The following is a 20,618-nucleotide window of genomic DNA, read 5'->3' on the forward strand; positions in this document are numbered from 1 at the left end:
CGATGATCGAGCCCGCCGCGGGAGCGGACGAGTTCACGGCGGAATCGGCGCCGCCGCCGATGCCCACACTCCCGCCGCCACCGCCCATGCCCACATTCCCGCCGCCACCGCGGCTCGCCGACGCGGCCGAGCGGCGCCGCCGCCGCAGCGGGTGGACGTCGGTGGGCATCGCGGTGGCCTCGGCCGCGGCGGCGGCGGCGATCGCGGTGCCGATCGCGGTCTCGGTGTCCGGATCGGACGGCTCGCCGGAGCCGGGCACCAGCGAGCAGGCGTTCGTCGAACGCCAGATGACTCCGCTGGAGCCGACGCCGGTCTCGGCCAGCTTCAAACTCGTCCCGGCGGGCGAACGGACGCGGCTGGTGATGTCCTGCAGTTATCCCCCGGGGGAGCCCCTGAGCTACAGCTCGGATCTCGCGCTGTATGTCACCAGCACCAGCGGCCAGCAGCAGAGACTCGACGAGTGGCCCGCGGGCCCCGGCACCGAGTTGACCATCGACCGAACCATCGACGGCACGCCCGACCAAGTCCGCTCGGTCGAGATTCGCGCGGCGAACAGCGGGAAGGTGCTGCTCACCGGCACGGTCTGACCGAACGGACGATCCCCCGCAGGGCACTGCCCGCGGGGGATCGCTCGCGCACCGTGACTCTCAGCGCGTCTGCCGCCGGAAGATCGAGGACGACCACAGGTACCCGGCCACCGCGATGCCGACGCACCAGGCGAGCGAGACGATTCCATTCGCGCCGATCTCGGTGCCCATCAGCAGTCCGCGAACGGTCTCGGTGATCGGGGTGAACGGCTGATACTCGGCGAACTGACGCAGCCCCGCGGGCATGGTGTCGGTGGCGACCAGACCGCTGCCGAGGAACGGCAGCATCACCAGCGGGAAGGGCGTGTTGCTGGCACTCTCCGGATTCGGCGCCAACAGCCCGAGCGCCACCGACAACCAGGTGAGCGCGAACGTCACCAACGCGAGCAGCCCGAACACGGCGAGCCACTCGACCGGGTTCGCGTTCGGGCGGAAGCCGATGAGCAGTGCGACGCCGACCATCGCGGCGACGCCGATCATCGCCTGGATCAGCGCGCCGACAACGTGACCGGTCAGCATGGCCGACTGGGTGATGTCCATGGTGCGGAACCGGTTCACGATGCCCTTGCTCGTGTCGGTGGCGATCGACACCGCGACCGAGACGGTCAGATAGGCCGGGAGCAGCAAAAGCATGCCGGGCGCGAGATAGTCGATGTAGTTCCCGCCGGAGGACTTCTCCAGCGCGCCGCCGAAGACGAAGTTGAACACCAGCAGCAGCACCGTGGGCATCACGATGATGCTGAAGGTCATGCTCGGGTAGCGCTTGACGTGCAGCAGGTTGCGCCGCAGCATGGTCGCCGAATCGGCGAGCGCGTAGGACATGGAACTCATCGCACGGTTTCCTTTTCGGTGGTGGGGTGCCCGGTGAGGGTGAGGAAGACGTCGTCGAGATTCGGCGTGTGCACGGACAGGCCCTCGACCTCGATCCGCTCGTAGTCGAGCCGTTCCAGCACGGTGCGCAGCGATTTCACGCCGCCGTCGCTGGGCACCGCTAGGGTGAGGTTCTCCCCGTCGTCCTCCTGCGCCGGGGCGAGGACGCCGAGCGCGTCGGCCGCCGCGGTCAGCGCGAGCCGATCGGCGAACTCCAAGCGAATGTGCCCGCCCGGCACCAGCCGCTTCAATTCCGCCGCGGTGCCCTCGGCGACGAGTTTGCCCCGGTCGAGCACCGCGATGCGGTCGGCGAGCTGGTCGGCCTCCTCCAGGTACTGGGTGGTGAGGAAGACCGTGACGCGGTAGTCGTCGACCAGCCCGCGAATGACGTCCCAGATCGCTCGCCTGCTGCGCGGGTCGAGCCCGGTGGTCGGCTCGTCGAGGAAGATGACGCGCGGATCGCCCACCAGGGTCATGGCCAGGTCGAGCCGCCTGGTCATGCCGCCGGAGTAAGTGGCCACCGTCTTGTCCGCCGCGCCGGTCAGGTCGAAGCGTTCCAGCAGGTCGGCCGCCAGTCTGCGGGTCTCGCGCCGCGGCAGGTGGTGCAGGTCGCCCATCATCAGCAGGTTCTCCCGCCCGGTGAGCAGTTCGTCGACGGCGGAGAACTGGCCGGTCACCCCGATCTGCGCGCGCACCTGCCTGCGCTCGGCGCGCACATCGTGGCCGCCCACCCGGATCTCCCCGGCGTCGGGCTGGGTCAGCGTGGTGAGGATCTGCACGGTGGTGGTCTTGCCCGCGCCGTTCGGCCCGAGCAGCGAGAAGACCGTGCCCTCCGCGACGGTGAGGTCTATCCCGTCGAGCACCACGTGCTCGCCGAACGCTTTGCGCAGGCCCCGCACCGAAACGGCGGGTGTGCGCTGGCCGTTGACCATGGGTCTTCCTTTCTGAAATACATATGAGCATGCGAATGTACGCATGTGTTATCCACACCGCCCCCAGGGTGCGGTGCTGTCGAATGCCGGTTGTCGCGCCAGGCGCGAGGGGTTAGATGTCCAGGTCCTCGATCTTCGGCCCTTCGGCCAGGTCGATCACCCGCCGATACAGCTTGTCGGGCAGCTGCCCCTTCAACTCATCGAGGGAATCCACGACGACGAAGAGGAAATCGCCCCAGTCCTGCTGGCCGACGCCGAGCAGGCGACGCCAGCTCTTCGGATCCCGCCAGTCCTTGAGCCACTTCGTCCCCGCTTCGGCGGGATACTCGTCCCAGTTCGAATACTGCGCGTGCATCACGTATTTGCCCTTGCGGCTGCGATACACCTGGACATGTTCGATCCGCGTATCGTTGACGTCGTGCCACTCTCCGAGCAGAGTGCCGGAGAAGCGGACCTGTCGCACACCGTCGCGACCGACCTTGAGCACGATTTCGTCATAGCCTTCCAGCCGACCCTCCTCGAGTTCGATGAACCGGCGCAGTGCCGTGACCACCGCCCCCGAGAGGTTGCCGCCGACCAGCTCCTGCGCCCGCTGAAAAAGCGGCAGGTCGTCGTCGGCTACGTAGATCGTCTTGTTCGGCATGCCCCAACTATACGTAGATGTATACGTACACGCAAGTGGGCCGCGCGCATCGCCTGATCTTCCGTTGAACCGTTCGGCAGCCTGCTCCGTATCACTCGTGTACGCAATCGACTCTCGCAGCGGGAAGGAGCGCCGATGCCGCCTCGGGTCGTGGACTATCTGGTGCAAGCGGTTTCGGCGCTCGGGGTGCGCCACGTCTTCGGAGTGGACGGCGCCAATATCGAGGACCTGTACGACGCGATCTTCGACGCGCCGGACCACGTCACCGGGGTGGTCGCCAAACACGAATTCGCCGCGGCCACCATGGCCGACGGTTACGCCCGCTCCACCGGCGGAATGGGCGTCGTCGCGGCGACCTCGGGCGGGGGCGCGATGAACCTCGTCGCCGGGCTGGCCGAATCGTTCGCCTCCCGCGTACCGGTACTCGCGGTGGTCGGGCAGCCGCCTGCCGCCTTGGAAGGCAACGGCGCGTTCCAGGACACCAGCGGGCGCGCGGGCACGATCGACGCCGTCCGTCTCTTCGACGCGGTCAGCACGTATTGCGCCCGCGTGGAAAACGCCGCCGACCTGCCGGAACAGCTGGACCGGGCAGTGCGCGCCGCCCGGCGCGGCGGCCCGGCGGTACTGCTGTTGCCCAAAGACGTGCAGCAGGCCGACGCGACCGACCTGCCGCCGTTTCGTCCGGCCCCACGAACCCACAGTCACGACCTCGCTGGAATCGCCCGAGTTCGCGCCGCGCTCGACACCGCGCGGCACACCGGGAAGATCGTGATCGTCGCGGGCGACCAGGTGGCGCGCGACGACGCGCGCGACCAACTCGCCCGCCTGGCGACGGCACTGGACGCCGCCGTCGGTGTGGCGCCGGACGCGAAAGACGCCTACGACAACACCGATCCGAGCTATTGCGGCGTCGCGGGCAGCATGGGCCACCCGGAATTGGCGGCGGCCATCCGGTCTTCGGCGCTGTGCCTGCTGGTCGGCACCCGATTGCCGGTCCCCGCCCGCGCCGGCTCGGAGCCCGCGCTCGCCGACCGCACGGTGGCGAGCATCGGCGTCGCGCCGCCGTACCTGCCCGCCATCCACGCGACCAGCACCGATCTCTCGCGGACGCTCACCGACCTCGCCGACGCCCTGGACGACGGCGGCACCGCACCCGAACATCCCCGCACCCGGACACTCGCCGACGAACCGGACCACAGCAGCGCCGCACCCGAACATCCCCGCAACCCGACGCTCACCGACCACCCGGACCACAGCAGCGCCGGACCCGAGCGTGTCCGCGCGGCGCAACCACTGACCTCCCTGCGCGTGCCCGCCGCCTCCGGTCCCGGTGTGCGCTATCGGGATCTGGTCGAGACGATCGACGCCGCATTGCCCGAGGGCACCGATGTGTTCGCCGACGCGGGCAACACCGGCGCGGCCGTGGTGCACCATCTGCGGGTGCCGCGCGGCGGGCGGTTCGTGGTCGCGCTGGGCATGGGCGGGATGGGTTACGCGTTCGGCGCGGGGATCGGGTCCGCGTTCGCGCGCCACGCGAAACCGGACGGCGTGCGGCGCACGGTGGTGATCGCCGGTGACGGCGCCTTCTACATGCACGGCTTGGAGCTGCACACCGCGATCGAGCACGCGCTGCCGGTCACCTTCGTCGTGCTGAACAACAACGCGCACGCCATGTGCCTGACCAGGGAACAGCTGTACTACCGAGATCGCTACAGCTTCAACCGATTCCGTCCGGCCTACCTCGGCGCGGGCGTGGCCGCGATGTTCCCGGGCCTGCCCGCGTTCTCGGTGCACACCGCCGCCGACCTCGCCGCGGCGCTGCGGCGCTGTCTGGAAGCCGAGGGGCCGTCGTTCGTCTCGATCGACTGCGACCCCGACGAGATTCCCCCGTTCCTGCCGTTCCTGACCACCATCGAGCAATCCCGGAACCCCTGATGAACGCCCGTTTCGCCCGGCAACGGCGCCGCGCCCATGCCTGCCAAGGAGTACCCCTATGACCACCAGTCCCGTCCCCGCACTCGGCGATATCCCGGAAGGCGCGTTGCCGGGTGTGCTCCGCATCGAGAACTCCGACAAGGACGCGACCGAGCCGATCATCGTGGACATGCTGCGGTCGGTGTATCCGCACGACCAGATCTACGGTGAGTACTGCCCGGTGCAGGGCTACATCGACGCGCCGCCGCGCGAGGTCTACGAGTACCTCGCCGACCCTCGCTCGATGGAGGAGTGGACCTACGGCCTGCGCGAGTTCGTGGAGACCGACGAACCCGGACTCTGGTCGGCCTACGACCGGCTGGGCGCGGAGACCCAGATCTTCACCCGCACCGTCGCGAACCCGGACGCGATGACGGTCGACTACCACTGCGCGTGGGACCAGGCGAAGCACCTGTGGATGATCTACCTGCTGCGCGTGGTCGATGCCCGAGTGGTGTTCGACAAGCCGGGTTCGGTGGTGCTGTGGGTGAACTGCAAGCACCCCTTCTACGACGAGAACCCCTTTCCCGAGACCGCGCCGCCGCAGCGGCCGGAGTGGGTCGGTGATTTCTGGGAGATGTTCTCGGCGGGTCACCAGCTGGAGATGGACAACCTCAAGGCCATCTGCGAGTACCGGGCCGCGCACGGCCTGCCCGTCAAGCCCGACTGGATGAAGTGAGGCCCGCCATGTATCAGGACACCTCCGGCCTGCCGCCGGTCAGCCTCATCGATGTGGCCGGTTATCTGCCCGGCGAACCGGTCGGCACCGAATACTTCACCCAGTTCGCCCGCTCGGACAGGATGGCGAAGAACGTCATGTTCCGCGCACCCAAAGGCCGCCACCACGTGGCGCGCGGGGAGACCGCGGTGGACATGGTCGAACGCGCCGTCGCGCCGCTGATCGAGCGCCACGGCGCCGATGCCGTCGCCGAGGTCGACGTACTGATCACGCACACCCAGCTGCCGGACAATCCGGTGCTCGGCTGCGGCCCCGAAGTGGCGCGACGGCTCGGTATCCGTCCCTCGTTCGTCTACGACGTGCACAACAGCGGGTGCGCGGCGTTCGTGCACATGATGGCGATGGCCCGCATGGTCTTGCAGACCACCTCCGCCCGCACCGCGCTGATCGCGGCCACCCAGAACTGCGCCGGACCGGTGTTCACCCAGACCGAGATCCGCAAGCTGGCCCAGGCGCCGGTGCCCGGCGACGGGTGCGGGGTCGGACTGCTCCGCAAGGACGACAGCGCGCCGATTCTCGACATCGAAACCCGCACCTATCCCGAATTCGCCGGCGACATGGAGTTCTCCACCCACGGCGAGCGCAAGTACTGGGAGCCGGGCGAGGGCCAGGCGTGCGTCAGCTTCACCGAGTCCAAGGTGGCCAAGGTGTTCTCCCGCGGCAACCGGTTGGTTCCGGAAGTGGCCCTCGCGGTGTGCGATCGGATCGGCGTGCGGGGACGCGACGTCGACACGTTCGTCACCAACCAGCCGAACCGGCTGTTCCTGCGCAACTGGCGCGACGCGCTGGAGCTGCCGCAGCAGCGTCATCCCGACACCTTCGACTCCTGCGGGAACCTGTTCGCCGCCGGTATCCCGGTGACTTTGGACGTGGAGAACCGGGCGGGACGGCTGCGCAACGGATCGCTGGTCCTGATGGCGGCGTTCGCGCACGCGGGCGACTTCGCGGGCGCGGCCGCGGTCCGCTGGGGAGCCGCAAGATGAGCGTGCTCGTCGACGGCACCAGGCCCTCCCGTCGGCACCGGGCGGCCCGGGTGCCGCCGCGGTTCGACCTCGCCCTGAGCGAGAACCCGTTCCCGCCGCTGCCTTCGGTGCTGCGGGCGGTGCACATGACGCTGGCGCACGCCAACCGGTATCCGGAGTTCCTGCCGCGCCGGCTGCCGTCGCTGATCGCCCGGCACGTGGGTGTGCGGGCGGATCAGGTGGTGGTCGGCGCGGGGGCGACCGGCGTGGCGCTGCAGATCATGCAGACGCTGACCACGCCGGGATCGGAGATCGTCTACGGCGCGCCCACCTTCGACGGCTATCCGATCATGGCCGAGATGACCGGCGTCGAAGCCGTGCCCGTGCCGCTGGACGCGGCGGGCAACCAGGACCTGCGGGCGATGCGCCGCGCCGTCGACCGGCGCACCGCCCTGGTCGTGGTGTGCCGTCCGCACAATCCCACCGGAACGGTTCTTCCGGCCGACGAGCTGAAGGCATTCCTCTCCGACGTGCCCTCCCGGGTTACGGTGATCCTCGACGAGGCGTACGTCGAATTCCTCGGCGCCGCCGAGTACGTCGACCCGCGGGAACTGATCGCCCAGCACCCCGACTTGCTGGTCCTGCGTACCTTCTCGAAGGCGTACGGCTTGGCCGGGCTGCGGATCGGCTACGCCTTCGGCAGGCCCGAACTGGTCGCGCGGGTGAGCAAGCTGCAACTGCCCTTCGGGCTGAGCGCGGCGGCGGTGGCCGCGGTCGCCGCCTCCTACGCCGCCGAACCCGAACTCGCGGCGCGAACCCTGCGCATCACCGAGGAGCGCGACGCGCTTCGTGCCGCACTGGTGGCGCGCGGATTCGCGATACCGCGCAGCCACGCCAACTTCCTGTACGTCCCAGGCCCCGGCATCACCACCGTTCTGCGGCGCGCGGGGATCGCCGCGAAGTCCTACCCGGACGGCAGCGCCCGGATCGCCGTCGGTGATCCCTCCGCCGACCACGCGGTCCTGCAAGCGCTTCTGACGCACACCCCGTGACCCTCCGGGGCGCAGCCGCACGCCGACGGCCGCTCTGCTCCTCGCACCAGTCGTATGCGGAGATCCGCCCGCGTCCGAGAAGGTTGGGGTCGCCGGGCGGAGATGGTTCGATCGAGGGATGTGGGGCGAATTCGAGGCGAACGCGGCGCCCGCGCACGGGACCGCGAGTCGTGTGCTGTTCCGGTTCGCGGTAGGCCGTCGGGCGTTCGTCCTGCGCCAGACGATCATCGAGCCGGGCGGCAGCAGCGGGTGGCACTATCACGACGGCACCCTGTTCGTATTGGTCGCCCGCGGCACCCTCGATCATCCCGGCGCGGACTGCGCGCCGGTCACCTACCGGCGGTGGCGAGTCTTCCGGGAACCGAGCGGGCCGCGTCATCCACACGTGGCCCGCAATCTCGGGACGACGCCGGTACTGCTGTGCGTGCTCTACCTCACACCGGTCGGCAGCCCGCTGTCGCGCGGCATCCCGCCACCGGAGTGTGCCCGAGGACGGTGACGCGCGCCGGTCTCAGCTCGCGGGCTGGCAGGCGTCGCGGAGCGAGCACGCGCCGCAGGAGCTGCCGCAACCGCCGGTCGCGGGCGGCGGGGCGATGGCCTCGGCCGCCTGGGCGGCGGCGTTCGCGCCCGCGCCGAGGGTGAACAGCGCGACCACGGCGGCACCGGCGGCGACCACGAGCGCGACGATCCCGCTGGCGGCCAGCGCGACCAGACCGCCGGCGAACAGCAGTGCGCCCGCCCCGATCGATGTGGGCGCGGCGACCCGGTTGGCGACGCGGAACGTGTCGTCGGTGGAGAGCGCGGCTTCGGTGTGCACACCGAAGAAACGATTGCGGGGCAACCGGCCGGTCAGCCCGAGTGCGCCGGTTGTGACGGCCACGACAGCCAGCACGAACAGGACGAGAGCGACGACGAACACCTATGCAGGCTAGCGCATCGGCGCCGAGCGGCCCCCGACGGGCGGCCCGCAGGCGAACCGGATCAAAGTCCAGGTGAGCCCGATTTTCGGTCCTGCGGCGGGGACGTTCTACCCTGATAGACGAAGTTTGTCGGGGATCGGCGACCACAAGAAGGCAGGACCGTGCAAGACACACGCGCAACCGAAAGCGATGTACCAGAGCACCGGTACAACGCGGAGCTTGCCGGCCGCATCGAGCGCCGGTGGCAGCGGACGTGGGACGAGCGCGGAACCTTCCATGCGCCGAACCCGGTCGGGCCGCTGGCGGGCCCCACCCCGGCCGACAAGTTGTTCATCCAGGACATGTTCCCCTACCCGTCGGGCGCGGGCCTGCACGTCGGGCATCCGCTCGGCTACATCGCCACGGACGTCTTCGCGCGCTACCACCGGATGCACGGCCGCAACGTGCTGCACGCCCTGGGCTACGACGCGTTCGGCCTGCCCGCCGAGCAGTACGCGGTGCAGACCGGCGCGCACCCGCGCGACACCACCGAGTCGAACATCGCCACGATGCAGCGCCAGCTGGATCGCCTCGGTCTCGGCCACGACCGCCGCCGCTCGTTCGCGACCACCGATCCGGAGTACTACCGCTGGACGCAGTGGATCTTCCTGCGGATCTACAACGCGTGGTACGACACGGAACTGAACCGGGCCCGCCCGATCGCCGAGCTGGCGGCCGAATTCGCGTCCGGCGCGCGGGCCGTCCCGGACGGCAAGTCCTGGGACTCGCTGTCGTCCGCCGAACGCGGCGCTCTGCTGGACTCCCATCGCCTGGTGTATCAGACCGATTCGATGGTCAATTGGTGCCCCGGCCTGGGCACCGTGCTGGCCAACGAAGAAGTCACCGCCGACGGCCGTAGCGAGCGCGGCAACTTCCCGGTGTTCCGTAAGCGGCTGCGGCAGTGGATGATGCGCATCACCGCCTACTCCGATCGGCTGGTCGACGACCTGGACCGGTTGGACTGGCCGGAGAACGTGAAAGCCATGCAGCGCAACTGGATCGGGCGATCCCGCGGCGCGCAGGTGAAGTTCGACGCCGACGGCGAGCAGATCGAGGTCTTCACCACCCGGCCCGACACCTTGTTCGGCGCCACCTACGTCGTGCTCGCCCCCGAACACGAGCTGGTCGACAAGCTGACCGCGGCCGCATGGCCCGCGGGCACCGACCCGCGCTGGACCAACGAGGGCGCGGCCACCCCGGCCGACGCCGTGGCCGCCTACCGCAAGTCGATCGCGGCCAAGTCCGATCTGGAGCGCCAGGAGAACAAGGAGAAGACCGGCGTCTTCCTGGGCAACTACGCGATCAACCCGGCCGACGGCAAGGCCGTGCCGATCTTCATCGCCGACTACGTGCTCAGCGGCTACGGCACCGGCGCGATCATGGCCGTGCCCGGGCACGACCATCGCGACTGGGAATTCGCCTCCGCCCTCGGCCTGCCGATCATCGAGGTCATCAGCGGCGGCGACCTGGACAAGGGCGCCCATGCCGGCGAGGGCGCGCTGGTGAACTCCGACTACCTCGACGGCTTGTCCGTCGAGGAGGCCAAAGCGGCGATGATCGCCCGGCTGGAAGCCGACGGCCACGGTAAGGGCACCGTTCAGTACAAGTTGCGCGACTGGTTGTTCGCCCGCCAGCGCTACTGGGGCGAGCCGTTCCCGATCGTGTACGACGAGCAGGGCGCGCCCCACGCCTTGCCGGAATCCATGCTGCCGGTGTCGCTGCCGGAGCTGGACGATTTCGCCCCGGTGACCTTCGATCCCGACGACGCCGATTCCGAGCCTTCCCCGCCGCTGGCCAAGGCAGCCGACTGGGTGGAAGTGGAACTGGACCTGGGTGACGGGCCGAAGCGCTACCGCCGGGACACCAACGTCATGCCGCAGTGGGCGGGCAGTTCCTGGTACGAGCTGCGCTACGCCGACCCGACGAACGCGGAAACGTTCTGCGCCAAGGAGAACGAGGCGTACTGGCTGGGTCCGCGCGCCGAGGTCGGCGGGGAGAACGATCCGGGCGGCGTCGACCTGTACGTCGGCGGCGTCGAGCACGCGGTGCTGCACCTGCTGTATGCCCGCTTTTGGCAGAAGGTGCTCTACGACCTGGGTGAGGTGTCCGCGAGCGAGCCGTACCGGCGGCTGTTCAACCAGGGCTACATCCAGGCGCACGCCTACACCGACGAGCGCGGCGCCTACGTGCCCGCCGCCGAGGTGGTGGAACGCGACGGCGAGTTCTTCTGGACCGACGCCACGGGCGCCGAGATTCCGGTGTTCCAGGAATACGGCAAGATCGGGAAATCGCTGAAGAACGCCATCTCGCCGGACGAGATGTGCGATCTGTACGGCGCGGACACCTTCCGCTTCTACGAGATGGCGATGGGCCCGCTGGACACTTCGCGGCCGTGGGCCACCAAGGACGTCGTCGGCGCGCACCGGTTCCTGCAACGGGCCTGGCGCCTGGTGGTGAACGAGGAGACCGGCGCGCTGCGGGTCACCGACACCACGCCGAGCGAGGAGACCTTGCGCCTGCTGCACAAGACGATCGCGGGCGTGGACGAGGATTTCGCCGCGCTGCGCGACAACACCGCGGGCGCCAAGCTGATCGAGCTCACCAACCACCTGACCAAGAGCTACCCGGACGGCGCGCCGCGCTCGGTGGTGGAGCCGCTGGTGCTGATGCTGGCCCCGCTGGCCCCGCACATCGCCGAGGAGCTGTGGGAGCGGCTGGGCCACACCGCGTCCCTGGCGCACGGCCCGTTCCCGGTCGCCGATCCCGCGCTGCTGGTGGACGAGTCGGTGGAGTACCCGATCCAGGTGAACGGCAAGGTGCGCAGCCGGATTCAGGTGCCCGCGGACGCCGACAACGCGACGATCGAGTCGGCCGCGCTCGCGGACGAGAAGATCGCCGCGCTGCTGAACGGTGCCGCGCCGCGCAAGCTGATCGTGGTGCCGGGGCGGTTGGTCAACATCGTCGCCTGAGGCGTACCGGCCATCGTGAGCGGCGCGCCCGCGGTGACGGTGTTCGTCCGCACCTGATCCCGCTCGTCCTCCGCGACGGCGGCGGCGGCACCTCGGACTCGCATCGGGCGGCCACGAGCCGCGACCGAGCGGCCTCGCACGCCGCCCGGCGCGGCGAGCACGCCCACGCGAAAGCCGCTCCCGCATCGAACCGCCGGTACACCCGCCACGGTGAGCACGCTCGCGCGAAAGCCGCTTCCGCATCGAATCGCCGGTACAGCCGCCACGGCGAGCATGCCTGCGCGGACGGAAGCCCTGGTGGCGCCGGTGCTCAGTACGGCCGGAGCACGACCTCCGTGGGATGCGCGTCGCGCGGAGTGTCGATGGCGGAACGCACTGTGTAAGCGACCGTCTCGGGCGTGAGGAAATCCTCGGCCCGGTACTCGCGCCCCTCCCCCGCGATGATCTCCCGCTGCATGTCGGTGTCGATGCGGCCCGGATGGATCGATGTCACGCGCAACTGCGGCTCCTCCAGCCGCAGCGCGTCACCGAAGGCGCGCAGCCCGAACTTGCTCGCCGCGTAGGAGGCCCAGCCCGCGTTGGCGCGTAGCCCCGCGCCCGAGTTGATCAGCACCACGTGGCCCTGCCCGGCCCGCAGCGCGGGCAGCAGCAGTCTGGTGAGCTCGGCCACCGCGATGAGGTTCGCTTCCAGGGTGTTGCGCCACTGCTGCACCGTGGACCCCGCGATGGTGCCGAGATCGGCGATGCCCGCGTTGTGCACCAGCACGTCCAGGCTCCGGATCGGCGCGACCGCCGCGGCGACGGCGGCGTAATCGGTCAACTCGACCGGCCACCCCCGCGCGGCGGGCAGTTCCGTCAGAATGCCGCGCAACGACTCCGCCGAGCGCGCGCCGAGCAGCAGGTCGTGGGTGGGTGCGAGCTCGCGGGCGATCGCGGCGCCGAGGCCGCGGCTGGCGCCGGTGATCAACGCGGTCGGTTTCGCGGTCGCGGCCGAAGTCATGGCCCCACCGTAACCGGCTGTGGGAGTGAGGCGTAAAAACCCGTAGTACTGGACGAACGACTGGCGATGCGGGCTAAATCGACTGAGAATCTCGAGCAGCGAATCACGGACGGGGCATTCGAGAGTGAGAACCGCCGAACAACAACCGGCCGCGGGCCGATGGGACGGGGACGAAACGGACGCCGCTGAGCGGGCATATCTGCGGGTGACATCGCAGAATAGGGGGATGGCACATCCGGGCTTCACCCCAACCCAGCTCGCGGCCCGCGCTGCCTACCTGCTGCGCGGGAACGATTTGGGAACGATGACCAGCGCGGCGCCGCGGCTGTACCCGCACATGTGGAGCTGGGACGCGGCATTCGTCGCGGTCGGGCTCGCGCCGCTGAGCGTGGAGCGGGCGGTGATCGAGCTGGACACCCTGCTCTCGGCGCAGTGGAAGAACGGCATGATCCCGCACATCGTCTTCGCCAACGGTGTGGACGGCTACTTCCCCGGCCCGGCCCGCTGGGAGTGCCGCAAGCTGGCCGCCAACGCGCCGGACGGCCCGGACACCTCGGGGATCACCCAGCCGCCGGTGCACGCCATCGCGGTGCAGCGGATCCTGGACCATTCGCGCAGGCACGGCCGCAGCACCAGGGCGGTGGCCGAGGAGTTCCTGAACCGGCGCTGGCCGGATCTGGTGCGCTGGCACCGCTGGCTGGCGCACGCGCGCGATCCCAAGGAGACCGGCCGCATCACGCTGTATCACGGCTGGGAGTCCGGAATGGACAACTCACCGCGCTGGGACCGCGCCTACGAGCACGTCGTCCCCGGCGACCTGCCGCCCTACCGCCGCGAGGACGTGCTGGTGGTCGCCGATCCGAGCCAGCGCCCCACCGACCGCGAGTACGACCGCTACCTGTGGCTGGTCGAGCAGATGCGCCGGGCGGGCTACGACGACTACCAGCTCGCCTCCACCATGAGCTTCGCCGTCGAGGACGTGTTCGTCACCGGCATCTTCGCGCTGGCCTGCGAGGTGCTGGCCAATATCGGCGAGGAGTACAAGCAGCCGCACGCGGACGTCCGCGATCTCTACGCGTGGGCCGACCGGTTCCGCGCCGGTGTCGTCGCGACGACCGACGCCAGGACCGGCGCGGCCCGCGACTTCGACGTGCGGTTGCAGCGCTGGATCAGCACCGAGACGCTTTCGATGTTCGCGCCGCTGCTGTGCGGCGGTCTCCCCCGCGACACCGAGCGCGCCTTGCTGCGCTTGTTCGAGGGCCCGCGCTTCTGCGGCCACCCCGATCTACGCTACGCGCTGCCGCCCTCCACCTCGCCGGTGTCCAAGGACTTCCGTTCGCGCGAGTATTGGCGCGGCCCGGTGTGGCCGGTGATGAGCTGGTTGTTCTCCTGGGTCTTCGCCAGGCGCGGCTGGGCCGAGCGCTCGTTCATGCTGCGCGCCGAGGGCTTGCGCCAGGCCAGCGACGGCAGCTTCGCCGAGTACTACGAACCGTTCACGGGCGAACCCCTCGGGAGTATGCAGCAGTCGTGGACGGCCGCGTCGGTCCTGGATTGGCTGGGCTGAGCGCGCGCGAACAGTTCTGACACCCCATCGGTCACACTGGTAACAGTCAGAGCGAATGGCTATCGTCGTCCGGCATGGACACCTGGAGGTCGACCACCCGCCGCGCCGCGGCGCTGTCTCTGATCACACTGTCCGGCGTCCTCGTCGCCACGTCGCCCGCGGCCGCCGCGCCGACCGGCCCGGATGTCTCCTCCTGGCAGCACACCGGCGGAAGCCCGATCGACTGGTTCGCGGTCAAGCGTTCCGGCCACAACTTCGCCATGGTCAAGGCCACCGAGGGGCTCAGCTACGTCAACCCGTACTTCGTGCCCGACAGCCTGCTGATGCGCGCGGCCGGTCTGGCGCGCGGCACCTATCACTACGCCCGGCCCAACCTGCCGCCCGAACCGCAGGCCGCGATGTACGCGGCGGTGGTGCTGGGGCAGAACGGACCGCTCGATCTGCCGCCGGTCTTGGACCTGGAGGACTCCGGCGGTCTCGCCCCGGCGGCCCTGATCAACTGGACCCGCCGCTACCTGACCACCGTGCAGGCGCTCACCGGCCGCGTCCCGATCGTCTACACCTATCCCAACTTCTGGCGCACCGCTATGGCGGACACCAGCGAGTTCTCCGAGTACCCCCTGTGGATCGCCGACTATCGCGGCAACGCTCAACCCGAGGTCCCCGGCGGCTGGCCCGCCTGGACGTTCTGGCAGACCACCGACAGCGGCAGCATCCCCGGCATATCGGGCCGCGTAGACCTGAACGTATACAGCGGCGCTCAAGGCGATTTCGCCCGTTACGCGAACATGAGCGGCGGCACCGGCAGCGGCTGACAGGGCACTCCACGCCGACTCAGCAGCCGCGTTCCGCTATTCGCGAGACTGCTTCGATGACGAAGAGCGAGCAGTGCGCCAAGCCGAGGGTGTCGATTGTCCGCGACTGGGCTGTGACCCCGGCACCGCCGAAACTGACGAAGAAGGCCTGGTGATCCACCCCTGATACCGGATTGCACACCATGCCCCAGTCGTCGCCGCGGCTGTGGTAAGCATCGGTCAACCGCACGTCGATGCCATGGGCTCGCGCGCTGGGCACGATGTCGTCACGCAGCCGCGCGAACAGCAGAGGCGGTACCGAATAGCCGCGCCCGTCTGCGGTGTGTGGAACGACCAGCGCGCCGGGCTGAGGTCCGGCCAGTCCGGCGCGGCGCAGCCCGTCCTCGAAAATGCCGTCGATGAAAACGATCATGCAATCGTCCCGCAACAGCCCCAGGACGTGCGGAAAGGTCCGGCTGAAATACCCGTCGGGAACGTTTTGCTCGCCATCGCTCAACACCACGGCTGCCGAAATGCCACGCTTGCTCAGCTCGGCAGCCGCGAACAGAGCGACCACCGCCCCGGCGCGGTCGTCGACCGCCTTCCCGCTCAGCCATCTTCCGTCAGCACTGATCTGCGTGTCGTACACCGCGCGATCACCCAATCGCACGTCGGTGCCGAATCGACCGAAAAGGCGCCCATCCGCTCGGAAAAGCGTCGAACCGGAGCCCATCCAGAGCACGTCGTCGCGGATGCCGACCAAGCGGACCGCGGGCATCCGGTCCAGGTCCATCCGATGCAGCGGCGCAAGCCAGGTCAAATCATCCGAGACGCCGAGGACGGTGAAGGATGCCTCGTCCAGGTGCGCCGACAGCACGAAGCGCGCCGTCTCTAGTTCTCCGACAACAAGATTTCCTGCCCGCTTTACGGGCAGCGGCAGTCCCAGCTGCGCGCAGATCTTCCTGATCTGCGCTGCGAGTGCCAGCTGCACGAATTGACTCGGCGCATCCGCGCGCAGCAACGGAATCAACGCGTGGCCGATCTCGGTGCCCATCGCTTCGATCAGCGCCTCCACGGAGCTCACCCCTGCTCCAGCCATCGCTCGACGACCGGGATGATCGATCGCAAATCTTTCCCCTCCACTGAGAAGTCGGCCGACTCTCGGGCGATCGAAGAGCCGTTGAACGCTATACGGCAACCGACACGTTCGAAAAGCGGAATATCCGATCGGCTGTCTCCGACTGCAGCACAATGTCGCATGGCGAGACCGAGCTGCCGGGCCTTGGCCGCTGCGAAATCGCGCTTGTCGAACTCATCGAAATCCAGCGCCACTCCGCCGGTGTAGCTGCCGCCTTCGACATCGAGGTCGGGACCGCAGTAGCCGGAGAACCCGAAGCGGTGTGACAAGTAGGCGCCCACCGGCTGCCAGGCGAGCGTGGTGAGGATCGGCACGACAGCTCGGGATCGGCACCAGCGGACGGTTTCCGGGATGCCATCCACCAGCGGTAGGTCATCGAGCAGATCTCTGACGGCGTGCTGCCTCCACCCGGCCCATCCAGCGGCGTCGATGGCGCATACCTCGTGATTACCGATGCGCCCCGCGTTGTAGGCCGACTCCGCTTCGACCATCTCCTCCAGATGGCCGAGTTTCGCAGCGAGAAAGATCCCCGAGGAAGTTTCGGGTATCAACGTGCCGTCCACGTCGACGAACAGGATCGCGCGGGCGGCCGATACGGTTTCCTCAGCCAACTTCGACACCTACGTCACGCACCGGAGATGATGCTTTGCTCGTCGCGTCTCCTGCGAGGAAGCCCCGGTCGCGCAGATGTGACAGCACCGCGGCGGAGAGATCCTTCGGCGGCAGCTCGCCGTCGAGAATGTGCGGATCGAACTGCGGACTCTCGATCATCGTCCAATAGCACTCGTATGCCCGAGTCAGATAGTGCAGGCCTTCGCGCGGATCGCCGGTCCTGCCGCGATCGGTTATCCGCTTATCCGCCACCGCAGGACTGACCTCGATGAAGAAGGACAACACGGGCAGCTTCATCAGGCGCGCGATACCTCTGAGCAGGACTAGCTCGTGTTCGCCGCTGCCGAAGGCACGACCCACCGCAGCCCAATCGAGAAGGAACCGATCGATTACCAGGAAGTCGGTCTCCGCAGGCTGACTCGTGAGAAGATCGCGCAACCGAGAGAACCTTTCCAGGTTGAGCGCCAGGCTGATCCGGTCCGCGTCGAAGGCATACGGCGCGTAGGGCTCGTCGCCCCTACCCAACTCTTCGAGCAAGCTCCAGGTGTACAGATCGGGAACCTTGATCGCCGCTGCCGATTTCCCCACCGCCGAGAGATCATCGACCACCTTCCGCACCAGCGTCGATTTCCCCGACCCGTCCAGACCGGAGACGGCGAGCAGCACGGTTCCCACGTGTTCGCCTGCCGAGCCGCTCGCCGACTGGTGGAGCCGCGCCTTGGACATCGCGTTGTCTGCCATGTCAACTGGTGCGCAACGTATAGGAATCGAGGAACGCGGTGTAGGTCTCGTGCAACGCCGCATCGGTCGCCTTCGTCAGATATCGCGGCTTGCGAGCTCCCGGGCCTTCTCCGTTCACTTCAGCACGCACGGTTTCCAAATAGGCTGCCCGTACGGCTGTTTCTATGTTCACCTTTCTGATCCCGGCGTCGATGCCCTTCTGCAATGCTTCGGTACGCACGCCTGAAGAACCGTGCAGGACGATCGGCAATCCGGTCTGCTGCGATACCTGTTCGATAAGCTCGATATCGATGTCCTGCTCCCGGGATCGCATCCCGTGCAGGGAACCGCATTCGAAACCTAGGATGTCCGGTTGGCAAGCCGCGGCGAAGGCGGCGACGTCGGCCGCTGTCGCACCGGCGGGGGAGCCGTGACCGTGCTCGTGCTCGATGTGACCGAGTTGGCCGAGTACGAACTCCAACGATATGGATGCACCGAATTCGGCGCGCAGAGCCTGAGCGGTGGGCAGATAGCTGTTCGGGGCGATGGCCCCTTCGTCGAGGAAGTTTGCCGAGGTCCATCCGGCATCGACAGCCTGCCTGATCTCGTCTCCGGACTCGCAGTGATCGAGGTGCAACGCGTATTCGACACCGTAGTCTTCGGCCAGAGCGCCGACCAGACGAGCGGTCGACGCATAGCCGAGATATCGAGCGGCCGGAACGGTCCACGCGATGATCACAGGACATTTCTTCTCGCCGGCTGCGGTCATCGCCGGTTTCAGTGTGTCGAAGTTTTCGACATTGAATGCGCACAAGGCCTGGTCCGACCGTAGGCGCCCGAACAGTTCGGTCGTTGGCCTGGCATGTCCCGTCATCGTGATCCTCTCGATTCCGTGAATAAGTGAACGCCCAACTTGTTCGAGGTGGCGATCTGCATCCGACCGTCGTCCAGTCGACGCACCGCGATCTGCAGCCCGACGCCACTGGCCGTATCGATGCCTTCTATGCGAGGCTGCCGCAGCGGATCCCGATAGATGCCGACCCGGAAAAGCACAGGAGCCCCCGCCGGATCTATATCGTGATGCGGACCGTGCGCTTGCCACCGCTTCCCCGTCACAACCCATGCGTCCACGTCCTCGAAATCGGCGGCCGGCAGCACCGCGAGCGCGTGCAGCTGAGATGTCGCCGTTTCCAGGTCGTAGCGCTGATACGTTCGGGTCGATCCGTCGAGGCTCACGAGGTCCCAGCGCCACAGTCCCAGTCCATGCGGACTCGCAGCGAAAAGGCTGGGTTCGGCTCCTCCGACGCTGTGCGTGTGAATGATGTGCACGTCGCCGAGTCCGTCGTGCATTTGGCCGTCAGGATCGATCTGTCTGAGTGGCGCGGACTTCCACGGTCGGCGAATGTCGTCTTCGCTCTCGTAGACCACTGAAGGTGTGAGAACACACGGAGCCCCGCCACATTCCAACGCACCGACCCCGAGCCCGTGCCAATTGCCACCACGGGAACCGATCGGATGCGCGAGCCAAGGCGCGGTCGGATCGCGGCCGGGTTCGTACCAGGCAAGCCGCGGACGCTCCGGTACCGTGACCAAACCCGTAGTTCCGGAACGATCCAGCTCGGCGAATACCGCGGATTCGTAAATGCCACCTCTGGCGACTTCGTGTCGTTGCCAATGACGCGCGCCGGCTCGACGCATGTACCAATAGACTGGATCCAGATGCATGCCCACCGAGAGCACTGGAGTCGGCACTCCGGCGGGCCCGGCTAGCGGCCAGTCGTAGGTGGCAGCGCGATACTGTGGCGGACCACCGCCTTCACGGAGGTGCGCGTGCGGGTCGGTACGATTCCCGCCTCCCCATGGCGGCAGCCACGTCATAGGCGTCAGCCGGAAGTCGACGTTCGCGGAACCGTCCGTCTTCCACCACCGAGCGCCTGCCACCACTTCACACTCACCATCGCCGTCCATGTCCGCGAAGCAACACCCTTCGCCCTCGAACTCCCGGCTCAGAATTCGGTGCTCCCAGTCGCTACTGCCTGTCATCGTGCTGCTTCGCCCCCAACTCCGCGCTGCGACCGGTACTTCTGCTGGACGAGCGGAGACAGTGCCGGATTTCCCTCCACCGCAACGGACTTCCACTTTTTGGTGACCGTACGGCCTGCCACTACTAGAACCTCCATGTCCAAGCTGCCCCGTTCCGAGTTCCAAATCGGGTCGGGGACGACCTCGATAGAGCCTTCGAGCAGCGGATCAGCGGAAGAACTCAAGGCGGCGATCGCGACAACGGCGTCCCGGCCGATGCCGAAGCAGTCCGGCGTCAGCGGGGTCGTGACGTCACCGAGCGACCTGTTCTCGGCCCGGAACCGCGCCAGTTCCTGCTCGGTGAACAGTGCGGCGAGTTCTTCCATGTCACCTCGCGCACGTCCGCCGAGATACCGATCAACGTACCCACACAAGCCGTCGGCCGATTCGCGGATTCGATCGCGGGACACCACCAAACCGACCCAGCTCGGGTACAGCGCCGACTGGATCTGAGCCTCCACCGCACCGAGACGGCCGAATTCGAGGTCGCATTCGAACGGCAAGGTGATCGTCGCATCGCCCACGGCGATCCATCCGTCGCCCGCGAGATTCGGGCGATACCCGGAGGTACTGCCGACGACGAATGGTTCCGCACGGTCACCCGCGATCGCCCGGAGCATCGCAATGTTGTCGTCGCGGTGCAGAACAGCCGTGGTCACGCCGACGTCGTGCAGGTGCTGCGCGAGCAGATCGCGCCAGCGACGTGGGCGGTCGAACGCGTCCGCGACATCGAGCCGATGGCTGCCGATCGCGAAGATGGATTGGGCGTCAGGAACTGCGCGGCGTTCGGACGACGGTCGCGCCGAGGTGAATGCGACGACGCTGTGCGCGCGCGGACCACCGCACGCGGCATTCAATGTCCCATCGATCGGATCGCAATAGACATGGATGTCGGCGGAGTCGTCGCCGGCTACGCTGATGACTCGCGCTCCATCTCGAGGGCCTTCACACGCCCCCAGACCGATGTTGCCCAGCCCCCTCGCTGAGGCCAGGATTCGTTCTATGGCAGCGGTGGCCTCTT

General features: G+C 68.1%; 20 protein-coding genes. 9 read left to right on the forward strand and 11 right to left on the reverse strand.

Features of this window, described 5'->3' with window-relative positions:
* Positions 1-587: zf-HC2 domain-containing protein (locus ON27_RS43195; RefSeq protein ID WP_157227367.1), on the forward strand; the 587-nt coding region annotated here is incomplete at its 5' end.
* Between the two features lie 60 nt (positions 588-647).
* On the opposite strand, the gene ON27_RS28135 is transcribed toward ON27_RS43195, so the two are convergent.
* The 3 genes from ON27_RS28135 to ON27_RS28145 form a co-directional block, all read right to left on the reverse strand.
* Positions 648-1,418: an ABC transporter permease gene (locus ON27_RS28135; RefSeq protein WP_043734216.1), complete on the reverse strand. Its 771-nt coding sequence runs from the start codon at positions 1,416-1,418 to the stop codon at positions 648-650.
* Positions 1,415-2,389 (reverse strand): daunorubicin resistance protein DrrA family ABC transporter ATP-binding protein, encoded by a 975-nt coding sequence (locus ON27_RS28140; RefSeq protein WP_043734219.1) that lies wholly within the window; start codon positions 2,387-2,389, stop codon positions 1,415-1,417. Before ON27_RS28140 ends, ON27_RS28135 begins: the two co-directional genes overlap by 4 nt.
* Before the next feature lie 112 nt (positions 2,390-2,501).
* Positions 2,502-3,032, reverse strand: a complete 531-nt coding sequence (locus ON27_RS28145; protein ID WP_043734221.1) for an EXLDI protein — start codon at positions 3,030-3,032, stop codon at positions 2,502-2,504.
* 135 nt (positions 3,033-3,167) lie between these two features.
* Between ON27_RS28145 and ON27_RS28150 the strand changes: the two genes are divergently transcribed.
* From ON27_RS28150 to ON27_RS28170, 5 genes are all read left to right on the forward strand, one after another.
* Entirely contained in the window at positions 3,168-4,967 is a 1,800-nt protein-coding gene (locus ON27_RS28150) for a thiamine pyrophosphate-binding protein (protein ID WP_043734223.1), read from the forward strand.
* Between the two features lie 58 nt (positions 4,968-5,025).
* Positions 5,026-5,685: an SRPBCC family protein gene (locus ON27_RS28155; protein WP_043734224.1), complete on the forward strand. Its 660-nt coding sequence runs from the start codon at positions 5,026-5,028 to the stop codon at positions 5,683-5,685.
* A gap of 8 nt (positions 5,686-5,693) precedes the next feature.
* The gene (locus ON27_RS28160; RefSeq protein WP_043734225.1) at positions 5,694-6,728 is read left to right on the forward strand and encodes a 3-oxoacyl-ACP synthase III family protein; all 1,035 of its coding nucleotides are present in this window, start codon (positions 5,694-5,696) and stop codon (positions 6,726-6,728) included.
* Between the two features lie 125 nt (positions 6,729-6,853).
* On the forward strand, positions 6,854-7,759 hold the full coding sequence (locus ON27_RS28165; protein ID WP_373282799.1) for an aminotransferase class I/II-fold pyridoxal phosphate-dependent enzyme: 906 nt from the start codon (positions 6,854-6,856) through the stop codon (positions 7,757-7,759).
* 118 nt (positions 7,760-7,877) lie between these two features.
* Positions 7,878-8,258 carry a cupin domain-containing protein gene (locus tag ON27_RS28170; protein WP_043734226.1) on the forward strand — a complete coding sequence of 127 codons (381 nt, stop codon included), beginning with the start codon at positions 7,878-7,880 and terminating at the stop codon, positions 8,256-8,258.
* A 12-nt stretch (positions 8,259-8,270) separates the two neighbouring features.
* On the opposite strand, the gene ON27_RS28175 is transcribed toward ON27_RS28170, so the two are convergent.
* On the reverse strand, positions 8,271-8,678 hold the full coding sequence (locus tag ON27_RS28175) for an SdpI family protein (RefSeq protein WP_043734228.1): 408 nt from the start codon (positions 8,676-8,678) through the stop codon (positions 8,271-8,273).
* Positions 8,679-8,840: 162 nt separating this feature from the next.
* On the opposite strand from ON27_RS28175, the gene leuS reads away from it, so the two are divergent.
* Positions 8,841-11,687, forward strand: a complete 2,847-nt coding sequence (gene leuS, locus ON27_RS28180) for a leucine--tRNA ligase (protein WP_043734230.1) — start codon at positions 8,841-8,843, stop codon at positions 11,685-11,687.
* Between the two features lie 310 nt (positions 11,688-11,997).
* On the opposite strand, the gene ON27_RS28185 is transcribed toward leuS, so the two are convergent.
* Entirely contained in the window at positions 11,998-12,687 is a 690-nt protein-coding gene (locus ON27_RS28185) for an SDR family oxidoreductase (protein WP_043734232.1), read from the reverse strand.
* A 226-nt stretch (positions 12,688-12,913) separates the two neighbouring features.
* On the opposite strand from ON27_RS28185, the gene ggh reads away from it, so the two are divergent.
* Both ggh and ON27_RS28195 read left to right on the forward strand, forming a co-directional pair.
* Positions 12,914-14,251: a glucosylglycerate hydrolase gene (gene ggh / locus ON27_RS28190; RefSeq protein WP_043734233.1), complete on the forward strand. Its 1,338-nt coding sequence runs from the start codon at positions 12,914-12,916 to the stop codon at positions 14,249-14,251.
* A gap of 74 nt (positions 14,252-14,325) precedes the next feature.
* A complete protein-coding gene (locus tag ON27_RS28195) occupies positions 14,326-15,066 on the forward strand; it encodes a glycoside hydrolase family 25 protein (protein WP_043734234.1) in 741 nt (246 codons plus the stop codon).
* A gap of 19 nt (positions 15,067-15,085) precedes the next feature.
* Here ON27_RS28195 and ON27_RS28200 read toward each other — a convergent pair whose 3' ends face one another.
* The 6 genes from ON27_RS28200 to ON27_RS28225 all read right to left on the reverse strand — a co-directional run.
* The gene (locus ON27_RS28200; protein WP_157227368.1) at positions 15,086-16,120 is read right to left on the reverse strand and encodes a zinc-binding metallopeptidase family protein; all 1,035 of its coding nucleotides are present in this window, start codon (positions 16,118-16,120) and stop codon (positions 15,086-15,088) included.
* A gap of 5 nt (positions 16,121-16,125) precedes the next feature.
* Positions 16,126-16,794, reverse strand: a complete 669-nt coding sequence (locus ON27_RS28205) for an HAD family hydrolase (protein WP_218003045.1) — start codon at positions 16,792-16,794, stop codon at positions 16,126-16,128.
* A complete protein-coding gene (locus ON27_RS28210; RefSeq protein WP_043734237.1) occupies positions 16,787-17,536 on the reverse strand; it encodes a dTMP kinase in 750 nt (249 codons plus the stop codon). The genes ON27_RS28205 and ON27_RS28210 overlap by 8 nt, the downstream gene beginning before the upstream one ends.
* Position 17,537: 1 nt before the next feature.
* Positions 17,538-18,389, reverse strand: coding sequence for a class II fructose-bisphosphate aldolase (locus tag ON27_RS28215; RefSeq protein ID WP_157227369.1), 852 nt, complete (start codon positions 18,387-18,389; stop codon positions 17,538-17,540).
* Positions 18,386-19,246 (reverse strand): hypothetical protein, encoded by an 861-nt coding sequence (locus ON27_RS43200; protein ID WP_157227370.1) that lies wholly within the window; start codon positions 19,244-19,246, stop codon positions 18,386-18,388. Before ON27_RS43200 ends, ON27_RS28215 begins: the two co-directional genes overlap by 4 nt.
* Positions 19,247-19,554: 308 nt before the next feature.
* The coding region (locus ON27_RS28225) for a hypothetical protein (protein WP_218003046.1) at positions 19,555-20,618 on the reverse strand (1,064 nt) is incomplete at its 5' end.

The sequence above is a fragment of the Nocardia asiatica NBRC 100129 genome, from assembly GCF_000308415.1.
Classification (GTDB): domain Bacteria; phylum Actinomycetota; class Actinomycetes; order Mycobacteriales; family Mycobacteriaceae; genus Nocardia; species Nocardia asiatica.